This is a genomic window from Pseudomonadota bacterium (assembly GCA_039193195.1).
In the GTDB taxonomy this organism is placed as follows: domain Bacteria; phylum Pseudomonadota; class Gammaproteobacteria; order Steroidobacterales; family JBCBZW01; genus JBCBZW01.
The window spans coordinates 22,926-38,510 of the sequence record JBCCWS010000011.1 but is presented as its reverse complement, the minus strand read 5'-3'; the positions used below and the strand labels follow the sequence as shown (position 1 = coordinate 38,510).

Annotated in this window: 15 protein-coding genes and 1 pseudogene; 7 read left to right on the top strand and 9 right to left on the bottom strand. The window is 63.5% G+C overall.

The window, feature by feature from the left end:
* The first annotated feature begins 28 nt into the window (after positions 1–28).
* Together AAGA68_11520 and aqpZ are read left to right on the top strand one after the other, a co-directional pair.
* Complete coding sequence (locus AAGA68_11520) at positions 29–2,086, top strand: serine hydrolase (protein ID MEM9385681.1); 2,058 nt, start codon at positions 29–31, stop codon at positions 2,084–2,086.
* An 82-nt stretch (positions 2,087–2,168) separates the two neighbouring features.
* Positions 2,169–2,897: an aquaporin Z gene (gene aqpZ, locus AAGA68_11515; GenBank protein ID MEM9385680.1), complete on the top strand. Its 729-nt coding sequence runs from the start codon at positions 2,169–2,171 to the stop codon at positions 2,895–2,897.
* A 747-nt stretch (positions 2,898–3,644) separates the two neighbouring features.
* On the opposite strand, the gene AAGA68_11510 is transcribed toward aqpZ, so the two are convergent.
* The 6 genes and pseudogenes from AAGA68_11510 to AAGA68_11485 all read right to left on the bottom strand — a co-directional run bounded on the left by AAGA68_11510 (position 3,645) and on the right by AAGA68_11485 (position 6,296).
* Positions 3,645–4,454 (bottom strand): NnrU family protein, encoded by an 810-nt coding sequence (locus tag AAGA68_11510; protein MEM9385679.1) that lies wholly within the window; start codon positions 4,452–4,454, stop codon positions 3,645–3,647.
* A gap of 15 nt (positions 4,455–4,469) precedes the next feature.
* A complete protein-coding gene (locus AAGA68_11505; protein MEM9385678.1) occupies positions 4,470–4,718 on the bottom strand; it encodes an EAL domain-containing protein in 249 nt (82 codons plus the stop codon).
* A 48-nt stretch (positions 4,719–4,766) separates the two neighbouring features.
* Entirely contained in the window at positions 4,767–5,120 is a 354-nt protein-coding gene (locus AAGA68_11500; protein ID MEM9385677.1) for an EAL domain-containing protein, read from the bottom strand.
* A gap of 18 nt (positions 5,121–5,138) precedes the next feature.
* Positions 5,139–5,656 (bottom strand): annotated as a pseudogene (locus tag AAGA68_11495) (GGDEF domain-containing protein).
* Between the two features lie 67 nt (positions 5,657–5,723).
* The gene (locus tag AAGA68_11490) at positions 5,724–5,963 is read right to left on the bottom strand and encodes a PAS domain S-box protein (protein ID MEM9385676.1); all 240 of its coding nucleotides are present in this window, start codon (positions 5,961–5,963) and stop codon (positions 5,724–5,726) included.
* Between the two features lie 129 nt (positions 5,964–6,092).
* The gene (locus tag AAGA68_11485; protein ID MEM9385675.1) at positions 6,093–6,296 is read right to left on the bottom strand and encodes a PAS domain-containing protein; all 204 of its coding nucleotides are present in this window, start codon (positions 6,294–6,296) and stop codon (positions 6,093–6,095) included.
* Positions 6,297–7,263: 967 nt separating this feature from the next.
* Between AAGA68_11485 and AAGA68_11480 the strand changes: the two genes are divergently transcribed.
* From AAGA68_11480 to AAGA68_11470, 3 genes are all read left to right on the top strand, one after another.
* Complete coding sequence (locus tag AAGA68_11480) at positions 7,264–8,502, top strand: porin (GenBank protein ID MEM9385674.1); 1,239 nt, start codon at positions 7,264–7,266, stop codon at positions 8,500–8,502.
* A 276-nt stretch (positions 8,503–8,778) separates the two neighbouring features.
* Positions 8,779–9,711, top strand: a complete 933-nt coding sequence (locus tag AAGA68_11475) for an SHOCT domain-containing protein (protein MEM9385673.1) — start codon at positions 8,779–8,781, stop codon at positions 9,709–9,711.
* Between the two features lie 2 nt (positions 9,712–9,713).
* Complete coding sequence (locus AAGA68_11470; GenBank protein ID MEM9385672.1) at positions 9,714–10,673, top strand: MBL fold metallo-hydrolase; 960 nt, start codon at positions 9,714–9,716, stop codon at positions 10,671–10,673.
* On the opposite strand, the gene AAGA68_11465 is transcribed toward AAGA68_11470, so the two are convergent.
* Complete coding sequence (locus tag AAGA68_11465; GenBank protein MEM9385671.1) at positions 10,670–12,190, bottom strand: erythromycin esterase family protein; 1,521 nt, start codon at positions 12,188–12,190, stop codon at positions 10,670–10,672. The two genes, AAGA68_11470 and AAGA68_11465, sit on opposite strands and share 4 nt — an antisense overlap.
* Before the next feature lie 146 nt (positions 12,191–12,336).
* On the opposite strand from AAGA68_11465, the gene AAGA68_11460 reads away from it, so the two are divergent.
* Positions 12,337–12,579, top strand: a complete 243-nt coding sequence (locus tag AAGA68_11460) for a hypothetical protein (protein ID MEM9385670.1) — start codon at positions 12,337–12,339, stop codon at positions 12,577–12,579.
* Positions 12,580–13,080: 501 nt separating this feature from the next.
* Here the strand turns inward: AAGA68_11460 and AAGA68_11455 are convergent.
* The gene (locus AAGA68_11455; protein ID MEM9385669.1) at positions 13,081–13,560 is read right to left on the bottom strand and encodes an SRPBCC domain-containing protein; all 480 of its coding nucleotides are present in this window, start codon (positions 13,558–13,560) and stop codon (positions 13,081–13,083) included.
* Positions 13,550–13,888 carry a metalloregulator ArsR/SmtB family transcription factor gene (locus AAGA68_11450; protein MEM9385668.1) on the bottom strand — a complete coding sequence of 113 codons (339 nt, stop codon included), beginning with the start codon at positions 13,886–13,888 and terminating at the stop codon, positions 13,550–13,552. Before AAGA68_11450 ends, AAGA68_11455 begins: the two co-directional genes overlap by 11 nt.
* A gap of 578 nt (positions 13,889–14,466) precedes the next feature.
* Here AAGA68_11450 and AAGA68_11445 point away from each other — a divergent pair.
* A complete protein-coding gene (locus tag AAGA68_11445; GenBank protein MEM9385667.1) occupies positions 14,467–15,537 on the top strand; it encodes a glycosyltransferase family 1 protein in 1,071 nt (356 codons plus the stop codon).
* Positions 15,538–15,585 lie beyond the last annotated feature (48 nt).

Genomic DNA, 15,585 nt, shown 5'->3' with positions numbered 1-15,585 from the left:
CGTCTTCCCATACCCCCGGAGCTTGCCCATGTGTCGCTGCGTCACCGTCCTGTTCGCCTCGATCGTCCTCGCCCTTACGGCCACGACCAGCCAAGCGGACAACGGCCAACTCGCCCACGCCCTGCCGTCCACCAACGCGCCGCATGTGGACGGCGACCTCAGCGACTGGCCCGACCACCTGCCGCGCTACGCGATCGCCTTCGACGGCGATGGCGCCCGCCGCGCTGGCAACGCGGACTTCGATGCCATGTTCCGCACCACCTACGATGCCGCCACACGCTCCCTCTACGTGGCCCTTGAAGTACTGGATGACGTGCACAGCGTGGCAGACTCAGCGCAGGCGGATTGGTCAGCCCAGGACGGCGTCATCCTCTACCTCGATGAGCGTCACGAGACGCGCGGGTCCGGCCCCATCCTCTACTCAGTAACCGGCGAACATCGACGGCTACTGAGCGACGAGAACAGTTGGGACCCGGCGGTCCGGCAGGCCAGCTGGGAGCAAGTCTCCCTGGCCACGACACGCGGCGACGACCGCCGCACGCTATACGAGTGGCGTATCGTCACAACTAGCCCGCTGGCACCGGGACTCAGCTTCGGCCTCGACTTCCTGCTGAGCGACGACGACACGCCGGGCCAGGCAGACCCCGCGAAGCTCTACTCCTGGGGCCCCGGTTTCGGCAAGAGCCAATCCGGTGGGCGCCTCGGAGATTTGCTGCTAATCGACACGCTGGCACCGCTCGGCACCCTCGAGGGCAAGGTCGATTGGCAGCCCCCAACGGCCATGGGCGAGGAGGACACGCGGGTTGCGCGCCCAACCCGCGTGCGGATAACACCGGCACAAGATCCCACGCGAGCGCTGCATGCGGCGCTCGATGACGCCGGTCACTACGAGCTACTCGTACCCCGCGGATCCTATCGGATGAGCATCGCCGATAACGCTGTGGGCGACCCCTGGGGCGCCCATGCGGTAGTGGGCGATAGCGTTCCGGTAACGGCGACGGTCAGTGCCGCCCAACGCACGATCGCGCCAACGCTACACGCGGCGGCAGCCGAAGCTCCGGCGATCTTCGAGCCCCAAGGGGTGCTGTTCGATTTCGATGCCAGCTTACACAGCGGCAAGGTGGATGCGGCGCTCGCTGAACTTATGAATTACTACAGTGTGCCCGGTGTTTCCGTGGCTTTGGTAAAGGATGGCGCGGTCGCCTACCAGCGCACCCTCGGTCTCGCCAATGCCTACACGGGCGACTCGGTGACAGACGCTACCCTCTTCGAAGCCGCCTCGATCACTAAGATCGTCTTCGCCTTCGCCGTCAACCGCATGGCCGAACGTGGCGATATTGACCTCGATCGCCCCTTGCACGAGTACTTGCCCTTCGAGGAGATCGCCGACGACCCGCGTCACCGCAAGATTACCGCGCGGCACGTGCTCTCTCATCAGACGGGCTTTCCCAACTGGCGCTGGAGCACCGTCGACGGACGCATGCACATCAACTTCCACCCAGGCACTCGCTACGGCTACTCCGGAGAGGGCTTTGAGTACCTTGGCCGGGTAGTCGCAAAGCTGGGCGGTAAGCCCCTGGCCCAGGTCGTCTACGATGAGGTGCAGGTGCCGATGGGGTTCGCCGCACACACGGTGTTTTCAGCCACCGACGACCTGCGCAAGGTCGCCTCTCGAGGGCACTTCTCTGGGTTCACGTCGGTACAAGACCTGCCTGCGCAGATCGGCGTGGCGCACAGCATGTACACCCATGCGGGTGAGTTCGCCAACTTCATGCTCGCCCTGATGGCACGACAGGGGCTCTCGGCCCAAGGCTATGCGAGCATGTTCGAACCACAGGTTGCCATTCCACAGGAGCCTGAGGACGATCCCCCATGGCCCGCGCAGTACGGCCTTGGCTTTCACCTCATGGAGTCGCCCTACGGACTGACCTACGGGCACGGCGGCAACAACGGAGACTTCGTGTGCCTGTTCGAGGTGTACGATGAGCACGACGTGGGCTTCATCGTCTTCACCAACGCCGATACGGGGGCAAAGCTAGTGCAGGGCCTTCGCAAGTTCCTCATCGTCGGCGAGGGGAGCGGTTGAGGTAAGGCCCGGGATCATTGTTCACATCCTTGAGCGGGGAACCGCGCTAGCTTCAGCGTCGGTTTCCTTCAAGGAGTGATCGATGAATCTGATCCAGCGCAGCGTCGCCGAGTCTATCGGCACCTTCTGGTTGGTACTCGGTGGCTGTGGTGCGGCGGTATTCGCCGCTGGCGTCCCCGCCGCAGGTATCGGGTACCTAGGGGTTTCACTAGCTTTTGGACTCACGGTTCTCACCATGGCATACGCCATCGGCCATATCTCCGGCTGCCACCTCAACCCCGCCGTGTCCGTGGGACTGGCCGTCGCGGGGCGCTTCAAGGCAGCAGAGGTACCAGCTTACATCATCGCACAGACGATCGGCGCGATAGCTGCCGCTGCAGCTCTGCTCTGGATCGCTGGCGACATGGGCGCCCACCGCCCCGACCAACCAACGTTGCAGCTCGGTGCCTCCAGCCTAGCAGTGAACGGTTACGATAGCTTATCACCTCAGGGTTACGGCATGACGGCGGCCCTAGTCACCGAGTTACTGATGACCGGCATTTTCCTGTTCATCATTCTCGGCGCCACGGACAAGCGCGGCGTAGCGATGAACGCGGGCCTGGCGATAGGCCTAGCGCTCACCCTGATCCACCTAATCTCGATTCCCATCACCAATACCTCGGTGAACCCGGCGCGAAGCACAGGGCCTGCGGTGATACTCGCCTTGTCCGGTCATGGAAAGGCACTGCTGCAGCTGTGGCTGTTCTGGCTGGCCCCGATCGGCGGTGCGGCGGTCGCCGCGATGGCTTACCGCGCGCTTGAGGAGAGCTGACTCGATAGCTCGTCGAAAGCGGAGGGTGCTGGCGCGCTGGCGCTAGCGCCTTCGCTCTCCCCGGGCACTTGGCACTCGTGCGACTCCCCACGACCGCAAGGCACTCAAAGTGCTGATATATGTTGATTTCTCCGGCCACAACAACCAAAGCCGTGGTCGCCGCATCTAAGGGGTTTGAGTCACCCGGTTTTGAGGTCACGACGCATGTCGCAGCGCGCCCCGTTCTCCTCCACAGTAGCCGCGATAGCGGCGTGTAGCTCAGTCACCCTGTTGGCCATAGGCGCCACGGCACAGGCTGACACCTGGGTGCAGATCGGCCCAACCCACGAGATCAGTCTGACCGTGCCCCACAACGCACATCTGCGCCTCGACCTGCCGGTCGGCGAGGTGCAGGTTGTCGGCACCGATGGTGACGAGCTGCGCGCTCGGATGCAGATCGAGTGCAAGTCGAGCAAGGGCCGCTGTGCGAAACGAGCCGGGCGCGCCTCCCTTACAAGCGAAAGCGACGGGGCTTACCTAACGCTAGCGGCGACCCCCGAAGGCATGAATGCCTACAAGGGCAGCAACGTACGTATCACCGTGGAGGTACCACGTAGTGACACGCTCGAGGTGGAGTTCGGCGCCGGTGAACTCGAAGTGAGAGACGTCGATGCATGCCTGAGCATCCGCATGTTTGCCGGCGAGGCGGACCTGTATCTGGCAGACGACCGCATCGACGAGATCAACCTAAAGACAGGCATGGGCGAGTCAGCGCTGTACGTAGATGACAATGCCATCGACGGCAAGCGACCGCTGCTGGTGGGGAGCAAGGTAGTGCACGCCCTCGGCAACGGGGACTGCTCCCTCGCCGCACGCCTGCGCTTCGGCGAGCTCACCGCTCATTTGCACTAAGCCTGCTCTCAGGGCGCCCCTCAGGGTGATCAGGGGGTCGACGGCGAAGGCAGCCTGATGACCCCACAAGAGCATCGCGAGCCACAGCACGCTCCCGAGCAAAATCCCGGCGACCGCGCGGCCATCCAAGTGACCACGCCCAGGACTCAAGCGTGCCCACGCTGCGCGCCCCAGCTGTCGGCGGCGGCGGCGTTCCACGGCACCCGCTCCCAAGATGCCGAACACACCAGCACCTAGGAACAGGACCAGACTCGGCCAGTCCCCGTTGGCCGGTACGTGGGCGAAGCCCCATGCACTGAGGCCCCAAAGCAACGGATGGCGTAACCACCCAACCACGCCCGGGCGGTCCGGATCGTAGCCCTCCTGCGGCCGCAGATTGACGGAACACGGGGCTGGCGTGGTCGCCCCGACCCCGATCGAGCAAAACGCGCCAAAGCTGGTTACGATCGCGAACGGGTAAGCCCACGCTGGCGTCACCCATAGGGTCGTCCGGGGAGCTTGCGAGAGTGCCACCACTACCCAGCTGAGCAACGCCACGGAAACGGCGCTGTAGATCACCAGATAGGCGGGCCGACCGACAACCTCGACACAGCGCACCTTCACCGCCGGCCTGGCCATCAGAATGTGGACGAATACAAAGGCCGCCATCGCGAGCAGAACGCTCACCGGGACCCTTCTGGATCAGACGTCGCTGAGCGATGAGATCGGCTCGAGCAGCGCAGCCGCATCGTCCACCAGCAGATGGAATGTCCTTTCGAAGGGCATGGGTTTGCCAAACAGGAACCCTTGATAGAGCGAGCATCCAAGCGATCTCAGGCATTGCGCCTGCTCCCTAGTCTCGACGCCTTCAGCCACGACACCGAGGCCGAGGTTGTCCGCCAAGCCGATGATCGAGCGCATTATTTCATCGTCATCGCCGCCGTGCTGCAAATTGGCGATCGATCTTCAAGATATCAACGCGGAAGCGTTTGAGGTGAGTCAGGGAGGAGAACCGGTGCCGAAGTCGTCGAGGGCAACCGTGAAGCCATGTTGGCGAAGCGCGCGGACGTTGCGCTCTACATGCTCCGTCGCCTGACTGATGAAGGCAGTCTCGGTGATCTCCAACTCCAAGCACCTGGGCTCGATCCGGTGGTCGCGAGCGGCGGCGATTACCTCCTGAGCCAGCCCAGGCAGGCGTAGCTGCTCGGCGCTCACGTTGACGGAGAACACGCCGGGATCGAAGCCCGCCTCGCGCGACTGCTGCAGCGCGAAGCGCGCCTCGATGTCCTCCTGCAGAGCACTACTGAAGAACGCTTTGCTCGGCTCTTGAGCCTTGGCCGCACGCGTCGCCATACCCGCACAGCGCAGCAACTGTGGCGCGTCTGTCGCATCGCCAGGGTAGCGCCTGGCACCCATTGAAAGCGCGAGGGCTAGGGGGACACCATCGACGTGGAAGGGCGCCTGCAGCGCGCGATCGATTCGATCCACCGCACGTTCCGCCTCGGACGCTTCCACATCGTGCACGAGCAGGCAGAACTCATTGCCACCGACACGCGCCACCGTATCTACCTTGCGCGAGAGATCATCGAGCGCCGTGCCACGGCGTAGAGCACACGGTCGCCCACCTGGTGCCCCCGAGACTCGTTTACGGACTTGAAGTCTTGGATGTCCAAGAACAGGACTAAGCCGCAGGCCGCCTGTCCGTCCCGCCCCGTGGCAGACAGCGCCTCATCCAGTGCCCGCAGCAAGGCTCGCCGATTACACAAGGCCGTCAAATCGTCTTGCTCAGCAAGGCGCTGCGCCTGCGCTTCAGCTTCCTTGTGCTCCGTGATGTCTATGCGAATCGAGACGAAGCGCTCAGGTGTGCCGTGGTTACCGGCGATGGGCACGATAGTGGTATCGACCTAGTACAACTCACCGGTCTTACGACGATTGCAGATTTCACCGCGCCAGCAGCTACCAACCCGAGATCGTGCGCCAGAAATCGCGGAAGAAACCCTTGCTGTGCCAGCCGCTGTTGACAACCCGATGTTCCTGTCCGAGCAGTTCTTCGCGCGCATAGGCGTTGATCGCACAGAAGCGGTCATTCACAAAGCGGATGGCGCCAGTGCGATCGGCGATGGAGACGATCGCCTGTTCATTGAGCGCTTGCTGGAAGGCGGATAGGGTGCCGCTGACTTCGCGCGCCTCGGTCACGTCGCGCTCGACTGCCACGAAGCACTCGATGTCACCGTGAGATCTCCATGTCGATCCAGTACTCCTGGCCGTGCTTGGTGCAGTTGAGGAGCTCCACGCGTATCGACTCGGCCGCACTGAGTCCATCTGCTACGCGCTGGCGCAGCCGAGGGTCAGTCGCCGGCCCCTGCAGCAAGGAGCCGGGCGATTGCCAATCGACTCCTCGGCGGAGTAGCCCGTTCGCGCGACGAACGCAGCATTGACCCACACGATGCGCTCCTGCGCGTCGGTGACGATGATCATGTCCCGCGTGTGCGTCGCGACGAGGGCGAGCAGGTTAGGATCGCCGATCATGGCCCCGGCATCAGGCATCGCAGGTGAGGGCGCTGGCGGGGCTCATCGCTGAACACTGCCATGGGGCCCTGCGGCGAGCCTGACCCGATGCGCAGATCGTCGGCAGGCTAACTGTGTCGACTGACTTATGAACGTTGCCTGTAGCCCTTTCCGATCCGCTCGGCCCCGGAGCGGCGGGGTCGCACCGCCCTGCTGTGCCGGGGCGCGGTTCGCAAGAAGTTACCTTGGCCTGGCAGCAACGATGCTGCGAGCTTGGCGACAGCAGGGCCGACCGTTCGAGTACGTAGCCGATTGTTTTGCAGAGGAAACGACTTGAGCACGGAGTCGCCAGGTTGGCCCGGAAACGAGGCGCTACGATCGTTTGCTGCAGCGCGCAGACAAGACCCCAACACCCCCTCGGCCGGAGGTCCGTCAAACACCGTCTAGTTGCTCGGGAAGGCGGAGCGCAGCTAACGGTGCATCCGCAACGATGCAAGCTCGGAGCTAGAATCGATCTAGATATAGGGTTCGCTGACCAGCCGTACCTGGCTGTCCACGTGCACTCCGACGTTGCTGGCGACGGGCCGCCAACACCCTTAAACCTGTTCCGCCATCTCCTCATCAAACTCTCCATGCTACTTGTGGTGCGTTGACCCACCTTGGGCGACCCGTGAACGGTGAGGTGCATCAAGGGTAGGAACGGCGCGAGCACCTTGTGGCGAAAAACTCACCTACGAGACTGTGTGATTAAGGGTTGGGTCCGTATTAACCGCAACTTACGTGCATTGTCGCGAATGATCAGTTATGTTTTTTTCCGCTATTCGGGGAAGTTCGCGATGATCGGGGGGTCTGTCTTGGAGACTTGCTCCCTTCCGGACGCTTCGGGGCGTAGCTCCGAAGCAACGGACTAGCGATCTTTGAGGGCGTAAACGGCGTGCTCGCAACACCAATCGAGAGCCGTTGCGGTTGAAGAAGAGGGGAACTATTGATGATCTCTAAATGGAAGACGAGAGGCCTGACGGCAGGCGTCGCTCTAGCCCTGGCAGCTGCGTATCCCGCAGTGGCCCAGGACGACGAAGCGACGTTCAGCATTTCAGGGTGGATCAACGAAGGCGCAGCCTTCTACGACGATGGCGAGAGTTCCGACATCGTACAAACGTCGGACAACGGCACGACGTTGGGTAGCCGCATTACCTTTGCTGGCTCGGCACCGCTGCCCAACTCGGGCATGAAAGCAGGCTTCGAGGTAATCCTCGAGCCGCAGTCCATCTTCACGCCACTCATCTTCAGTAACCAGACCAACTTCGATTCCCAGGTCGGTGGCGACATCCGGCTTTTGGGCAGCAGCGCGTACGTCGAAGGCAAGGCCGGTAAGCTGACCTTCGGTCTGCAGTCTATGCCGACAGATAACATCGCCGTGCTGGCAGACCCCTCGCTCACGCTGTGGTCCTCGATCTCGCCGCTGTTCCGCTTCAACGGCTTCAGCATCCGAGGCACCGGTGACGGGGCCGCGGTCTGGGGTGACTTCGCCGAGTGTTTGACCGGCAACGAGCTGCAGGGCGCCGGCGGTATCGGTATCGACTGTAACGGTATCTACCGCAACGGTATCCGCTACGACCTACCGACCATCACCGAAGGCCTCAACATCGCCATCGGTTACGCTAACGACGACATCTACGACGTCGCACTGAAGTACAACCACGACTTCGGCGGTGCTACCGGTGTCTTCCACATCGGCTACGCCGAAAACAATGGCGGCACGACCTTTTACGAGTCCGCAAGCAACCTGCAGGTGCAGGCCGGCCTAATGCATAAGGACTCAGGCATTTTCGGCACCCTAGCCTTCCAGTCCGAGGAAGCCGAAGACCTGAGCGCCACGGCGCAGGCCATTGGCTACGGCGACGACACCACTGCGTGGTGGTTCAAGGGCGGCGTCAAGCGCAGCTTCTTCTCCTGGGGCGACACGGCACTGACGGGTTGGTACGGCCAGTACAACGATCAATTCGGTGACATCAACGCCACGCTGACCACCGGCATGATCACCGACTCGCAGATGGATCGCTTCGGCCTCTCCATCGACCAGTACTTCGGCAGCAAGCTGATCATGTACTTGGTGTGGGAGACGCTCGACATCGAAGTAGATGGCACTACCACCCAGGTGGAAGCGGCCTTCAACAATGCTGAGCAGATCAATTCTGTGGTGCTCGGCATGACATTCTTCTTCTGAGCTAACGACGCTTACCTCGACGGGAAATGGCACGGACGTCGGTCTCGACGTCCGTGCCTCGAAGGCTCCCCGGCCACCCCCATAGCGCTACCCCAGCGCCCGCTTCCCGTCGTACACTGATCCATCAATTTCTGACGCAGGCGTATCATGCTGAGTCTTCTCTCGTCGTGCGGCGCAAGGCCGCGCCCGCTCCGCCCCCTTGTCTCGCAATTCATTGCTTTGGCAACAATTTTCACCCTGACCGCCGGAACTGTCAGCCACGCGCGAGACCCGAACGTGTTCTACAAGGACGGGGCCTACTCCACCTTCGCCTTGGCCGACCAGGACACGGATCGCTACGGGCTTAACGAGCACCCTGTCGAGCTGTCGCCGGACGATCTCAAGCCTATCCTTCAGGCCATCACCGTGCGCGCCGATGGACTATTCTCAAACAACGAGCTGGAGACTTTGTTCTCACCCCAGCAGGCGACTTTGCTCGCCGGTCAAATCGCGAAAGGCCTGCAGCTGGCGCAGCCCGATCAGGACGTCACGTTTGTGATTCAGCGGCGTGCGCGGCGGCTGGTGCTGCTCAGCGGGTTGGCCCTGACCTCGGGCCGCATCTTCTACGCGGACGGCAAGCTGAACATCATCATCGGCGAGCTCGATCGCCAACGAAACCGAGAGTTCGAACGGCTCTTCGATACCACCGGTGCGGTGCAGCCGTACGCGCTCAGCTCGGGTAACCGCAAGCGCAACTCTGGCGCTCTCAAAGGTCAGCTGCTCGCCTACGAAGGGCTCAGCAACCAGGTGACCTCCAAGGGTAAGGTTCGCACGGACTGGATCGTTATCGACGTGGACCTGGCCCTCGACAGTATCGAGGCCCAGCCTACCCTAGCGACCGCCGCCGGTGGTGCTGCACCCGCCGCCGAAGTCTCTGCGCCTAGCGCGGGCATGACGAGCGAGGAGGCCACCGCGCTGCAGGCTGAGCAAGAAGCAATGCGGGCGGAAATGTCCCGCATGCGTGAGCAACTAGAGGCCGCCCCCAGCAACAGTAGCAGCGCTCCAGCCGCGGTACCCGCAGCTGCCAGTGCACCACCGAGTGCTCCCCTTAGGGTGCCTGGAACGAACATCGAAGAGCGCCTTCGCTTGCTGATCGACCTGTACCAGCAGGGCCTGATCACCGAGGCAGAGTACAACGACAAGCGGCGTCAGATCCTCTCGGAGCTGTAGCCATGCTGAGCGCCGCCACCGCTGCGGCGCTGCTCGCGGCCGCGGCCCTCGGAACCTGCGAGGTGGAACTGCTGGTCCTCGGTACCTCCCAGGACGGCGGCACGCCCCAGTTCGGACGCTGGCAAGACCCTGCGTGGGAGGACCCTGCCGCTGCGCGTTTGATCGTCTCCCTGGGCCTGGTCGATCACCGACGGGGTGCTCGTTGGCTGTTCGAGGCAACACCGGACATACGCCGTCAGGGATACGACCTGACTCGCCTAGCAGGACCACAGGCGCGTGGACGACCAATACTCGACGGCGTGTTTATCACCCACGCTCACATCGGCCACTACACGGGGCTCATGTTCCTCGGACACGAGTCCCTCGGCGCGCGCAGCGTCCCCGTGTACACGCTGCCGCGCTTCGCGCAGTTCCTGCGCGAACACGGACCCTGGAGCCAGCTCGTCGCTTACGAGAACATCAGACTCCAACCGATGACCGCAGGCGGCATCCAACGGCTAGGTGCACGCCTAAACGTGACCGCCTTCACCGTGCCTCACCGTCAGGAGTACGCCGAAGTGGCGGGCTTTCGCATCGAAGGTCCGCAGGCATCCGCTCTGTTTATCCCCGACATCGATTCCTGGGAGCAGTGGGATGACTGGGGCGTGCGCATCGAGGAACTGATCGCCGAAGTGGATCTAGCCTTTCTCGACGCCACCTTCTTCGCCAACGGCGAGATCCCCGGGCGGGATATGAGCGGCTTCCCTCACCCCCTCGTTAGACACTCGATGGAGCGCTTTGCGCCCCTAGCCGTGGAGGATCGCGCGAAGGTGCATTTCATCCACTTCAATCACACCAATCCCCTGCGCGACCCGCAAAGCACGGAGGCTGCACAAGTGCGCGCGGCGGGCTTTCATGTTGCGTCCGAGGGCGATCGGCACTGCCTCGGGGGTGCAAGGCAAGAAGCTCACGCCAAGCCCTAGTCGACAGGCTCCTCCCGCAGCCGTTGGGCGGCTGCCGTTCGCCTGACAAAACCGATAGCATCAAACTGCGACTCAAGGGTAACTGGCAGGAACTGATCGAACGGCTGTGGCAACGCGCCGAGCACCCGCAGTCCTCGCCGCTCTCGAAGAGGATGCGCTTCGGGGACATCCGCGAGCCCTAGGATAAAGCGCTCCAGGCCTGTATCTGCGAGGAGGTGCTCGTGAGTGCCAGGGTAGGGGGTTTGCACTGGGTAGGGCGAGTCGGGGCCATGGGCGGCGTAGGCGCCCTCTGCGAAGGTAAATCCAATCACGGCGTAGTCTTCGCCGAGCGCTTGTGCCAGCTCGCCTCCCAGCCGGCCCGCATGGCGCGCCACGTGCGAGTTATCTGCCCATAGGACAAGTTGTCCGGTTTGTGCTCGCGCCAGGCGCAGCACCTCGTCCGCCATATAGGCGCCACGGGATCGACCACTCAGGTCAGGACGGCCCACGAGCAAACCTCGGCGGGCCAGTCGCAGGTAGCGCGCAAGGGCAGGATCCCCGGCCGTACGCGGGGCCAATGCTTCGATCCTGGCCAGCGCGCGCGCCACCTCGCCGCGTTGCCACGGCTCCAGCACTGCGTCGATGCGAATGCTTGCCCTCTCTAGCGCCCGCAACGCCCAGCGCGGCTGCCGTACGTCGAAGCCGGCGATGCCAATCGCCTGCGGACGCTCACCATTGGTAGTGCGCAGCCAGTCGATGATCTGCAGCATCTGCGCGGACTGAAAGGCGGGGTAGGTCAGAGCGTCGACCACGGCTTCCCGATCGTCAGCGCTGCCGCGTACGTAGCGATCCACTCGCTCCGCTGCCACTGCCGGCACGTCCAGCACGAGCATGCGCATTCGCCCCGTGCTGGCGAGGTGGCGAATGAGATCGAATTTGGCCAAGAACACGTCTGCGGCACCGTCGCCATTCTCGCCCAAGGCCAGCACCCGACGTCCTAGCACAGCGGCGAGACGCGGTGTTCGCGCGGGCTCTGCCGGGCTGGCGGCCACCCGCCGCAAGACGGCAAGATCCGCCCAGCGCACCGGCGAAAGACTCGGCATCACCTCCGGTCGACCGTCCAGCAGTATATGCAAACGGCGCAACTCCACATGTCCGCGCACAGCGAAGCCGACCAGCGCGTTGGGCGCCACACAGGGAATGCCCTCGACCTCGTGGCGCGCTTCCACCCACTCGCGCGAAAGCGGGACGGGCGCTCCAAAGTTGGGGCTACCGTCGATGCGCACCACGCCACTCACGGAGCCGGAGTCTTCGGTCCTCGCCTCGGCGGCTATGCGCAGGCGCCGATGACATACGCTGGCACCATCGCTGCGCGTATAGGCGATCGCTGGCGACGGGCCGGCGTTGCGTAACACCCAACGAGGAAGCCCTGTCGCCGGGTCCGCCAGCACTTGCTGTTCCAACTTCTCCGCATCTGCCTGCAGATACCAACCGAAGGGCTCGCCCGTGGGGGTCAAATCCTGAAGCGACAGGGACACCGCTGGCCGCGCTCCCTCGAATGCGACAGCCGCCACACTCCAAACCAGCAATAATGCGGTGGCGGCATGAACATGCGGCAGCTTGCGTCGGCTGCCTCGCGATCTAGACAAGGCCATGACCTAAAGGCAAGCGAGAATCCGTATCCATGATGACCAAGCTCCTGAGGCGCGCCCTCGCCGCCTGCTTCCTATTGACCGCGCTCGCTGCCATCGGTGCCCAGGCCCGCGATGCGAAAGCACTAAAGGCCACGATCGACGCGCTGGCCACGCAGCTCCTGGCTGAGGAGCATCGGCCCGGTCTTACGGTGGCGATCGTGCACGAGGGGGAGATTGTCGTACAACGGCTATGCGCAACTCGAGCCGCGACGCCCCGTCGACCCCAAGCGTAGCCTGTTCCGTATCGGCGCTATCTCCAAGGCGTTGACTGGGCTCCCGGCTGCCCGCCTGATCGACCGCGGACGCCTCACCCTGAACGACCCACTCAGCAAGTACATCGACCAGGTGGATGATCGGGCGAGCAAGGCGCTGCCGATTCGGGCATCGGCGAGGAGCACTTCCTCGCGACGGCGGTACGCGACGTGTTCGCGAGCGAGGACGGCTCGCGGGCCGTGTTCTTTCGCCGCGATCATCGCGGGGCATTGCGGTCCTACAGCTACAGCACGTCGGCGGACAGCTTCGAGCGGATTCACTAGCCTTGAGCGGCCACCCCCCCAGGGAGCGACCCGGTGACCGGCGACACTTCGTCGTGGGGGTTGCACAACCGCCGCGCTACGGGGCAATCGATGAGACCGGTTGATCGATCTACGATCCGAGCACGGGTTTTATGGCCAGGGCTAGCACCTCAGGTGGCCGGAGTGAATCGCGACTACCATTCGACGACGCGCAAATCGCTAGGCGGAACGCGCGCAGTACGCGGCATAGCCTGCATTGATCACAGAGTCCCATCCGGTGTGGTATTGATCGCGGGTCCGCCTGGCATCGTCTCCTCGCGCCTCCCAACCATCATGGGTGAGAACCACGCGGGTTTGGCCGTGGCCGTGGGGCTCGAAGCGCACGTCCACGCGCGTCGCCTGCGCCTCGGGCAAGCCAGGATGCCAGCTAAAGCTGAGTCGCACCCCCGGCTGCCACAGGTCGATCTTGCCCCAGACATGGCGCCGCCCCTCGGAGTCGACCTCGTAGAAGGCGCCACCTGCGATCGGTTCGAAGGCACAGCGCTGCGCTGACATACTGCCGGTCTGCGCGCTCACGCTGTGGGTGCCCAAGGGCCACCAATACTCCACGTGGGAGGTAAAGAGCTCGAAGGCTCGTGAAGGCGTGACGGCGATAGTCACGGATTTGCGGACCGCATCCGGCGTTTGCTCACTCGTCATCGCGTTCTCCCGCATGCTGCTGATTCACGTAGTCTGCGAAGCAGCCGAGGGCATCGCCCCATAGACCGTCCAAATACTCGCTCAAGGCGGCCGGACAGGTGGGCGCCAGGCGGTAGTGGCGTCTAGTGCCCCGAGCCTGCACCACGACCAATCCGGCAGTGAGCAGTTGCTTTAGGTGCTGGGATACTGCCGGGCGCGACACGGGGAGCTGCGCGGAAATCTCCCCGGGGGTGCTACGGCCTCTGCGCACTGCCTCAAGGACTCGCCGCCTAGTGGGGTCCGACAGAGCCTCGAACAACGGCTGGACTGCATCCGTTCGGTAAGCCATGACTTACGGTAAGCGATGACTTACACGAATGCAAGCGTGTCGAGGCCGAACTCTGCGCAATCCCGTTTTTCGGTGTCGGTCATACAAGTGAGCATAATCAATAGGTATGCAGTAGACCCGCCTTCGCGCACCGACAAGCGGGATCGCATGGCTAGGGTGCTATGCGATCCTCTTTGGCAAGCGGTTGCAGCGAGACTCGCTGGCGCACTCATTGCGCCGTTCGCCAGGGCCCATTTCAGTAATCGTGTGGTGCTGAGCTTCCCCGCGTCCGGGGCCGTCGCTAACTAGGCCCACGCGCGCCGCGGCGAGGCTTCCTCGCAGGCCCCGCCCCGTCCAGCGACGACATACACGGCAATCCTCGGGACTCCTGCCGCTGGGCGAGGTGCGAATGAGGGCGGTCGAGCGGTCGATGGCGCATACTGTGCGCGTATGACTCGCACGCCGCATTGGGATACATGAGCCGCAACGACCACTCACCCGATCACCCCCCCGGCACGGAAAAACCCCAGGCCAAGTCACGTTTCGCGCGGGTGCGCTCCGGGGTGTCGCGTCTGACCCGCCCCAAGCAGAAATTCACGATGCCAACGGGGCGGTCGGGCCTCAGAGTCGTCGTAGCCACTGACGCCTGGAAACCGCAGCTCAACGGCGTGGTGCGCACCCTGGACGTGCTCGGCCAGGAGCTGGAGAAGTTCGGCAACGAAGTGCGCTACATCACGCCGAATGAATTCCGCTCGATTCCGCTCCCTTCGTACCCCGAGATTCGCCTTTCCCTGCTGCCGAATCGAAAAGTGGCGAAGATCATCAACGACTTCAAACCGGACGCGATCCACATCGCAACGGAGGGGCCGATCGGCCGCGCAGCTCGACGTTTCTGCAAGCGACGGCGTTACCCCTACACCACGAGCTTTCACACCCGGTTCGCCGAGTACGCCGCTGAGCGCTGGGCCATCCCCGTGTCCTGGGGATACGCGATGCTGCGCGACTTCCATGGCGACGGCGCAACCATGATGGTGGCGACCCCCGGCCTGATCGAGGAGCTTACCGAGCGCGGTTTCTCCAACATGAAGCTCTGGTGCCGCGGGGTCGATCTGCAGGCCTTCACGCCCGGCGAGGCAGAGCTGTTCGCCGATCTTCCCCGGCCGATTTGGCTATACGTCGGGCGGCTTGCGGTGGAGAAGAGCATCGAAGACATGCTCAAACTGGCGTTGCCTGGCACCAAGGTGGTCGTCGGCGAAGGCCCCCAGCGCCCTGAGCTCGAGAAGCGTTTTCCCGAAGCGGTGTACCTCGGCGCTAAGTTCGGCGACGAACTCGCCGCCTGCTACCGTGCGGCAGACGTTTTCGTGTTCCCATCCCGCACGGACACTTTCGGCCTGGTCAACGTCGAGGCCTTGGCCTGCGGCACGCCCGTCGCAGCCTACCCCGTGCGCGGCCCCCTGGAGATCCTCGATGGCGCGCCCCCCGGCGCCGGGGCGATGGATGAGGACCTCGAGCAGGCCTGCATAAAGGCCCTCGAGAACCGCGATCGTGCGCAGTGCCGCGAATGGTCCGAAAACTACTCCTGGGAGGCGGCCACGCGACAGTTCATCTGCAACCTGGAGATCCCCGGATTCGACGAGTCTTTCTGGCTGAAGTCCGCTAGCATGGAGTAGGCACCTGCCAGTACCTACTTCTCATCAAGTTATCGATTGTGATAGCTA

What these genes read in the sequence shown, in the direction of transcription:
- AAGA68_11485 (MEM9385675.1), bottom strand. Translation starts at nt 6,296, where the DNA reads ATGATCGGCGATCCTAACCTGCTCGCCCTCGTCGCGACGCACACGCGG.
- AAGA68_11460 (MEM9385670.1), top strand. Translation starts at nt 12,337, where the DNA reads ATGATGACCAAGCTCCTGAGGCGCGCCCTCGCCGCCTGCTTCCTATTG.
- AAGA68_11455 (MEM9385669.1), bottom strand. Translation starts at nt 13,560, where the DNA reads ATGACGAGTGAGCAAACGCCGGATGCGGTCCGCAAATCCGTGACTATC.
- AAGA68_11470 (MEM9385672.1), top strand. Translation starts at nt 9,714, where the DNA reads ATGCTGAGCGCCGCCACCGCTGCGGCGCTGCTCGCGGCCGCGGCCCTC.
- AAGA68_11500 (MEM9385677.1), bottom strand. Translation starts at nt 5,120, where the DNA reads ATGGCGACGCGTGCGGCCAAGGCTCAAGAGCCGAGCAAAGCGTTCTTC.
- AAGA68_11520 (MEM9385681.1), top strand. Translation starts at nt 29, where the DNA reads ATGTGTCGCTGCGTCACCGTCCTGTTCGCCTCGATCGTCCTCGCCCTT.
- aqpZ (MEM9385680.1), top strand. Translation starts at nt 2,169, where the DNA reads ATGAATCTGATCCAGCGCAGCGTCGCCGAGTCTATCGGCACCTTCTGG.
- AAGA68_11480 (MEM9385674.1), top strand. Translation starts at nt 7,264, where the DNA reads ATGATCTCTAAATGGAAGACGAGAGGCCTGACGGCAGGCGTCGCTCTA.
- AAGA68_11450 (MEM9385668.1), bottom strand. Translation starts at nt 13,888, where the DNA reads ATGGCTTACCGAACGGATGCAGTCCAGCCGTTGTTCGAGGCTCTGTCG.
- AAGA68_11445 (MEM9385667.1), top strand. Translation starts at nt 14,467, where the DNA reads ATGCCAACGGGGCGGTCGGGCCTCAGAGTCGTCGTAGCCACTGACGCC.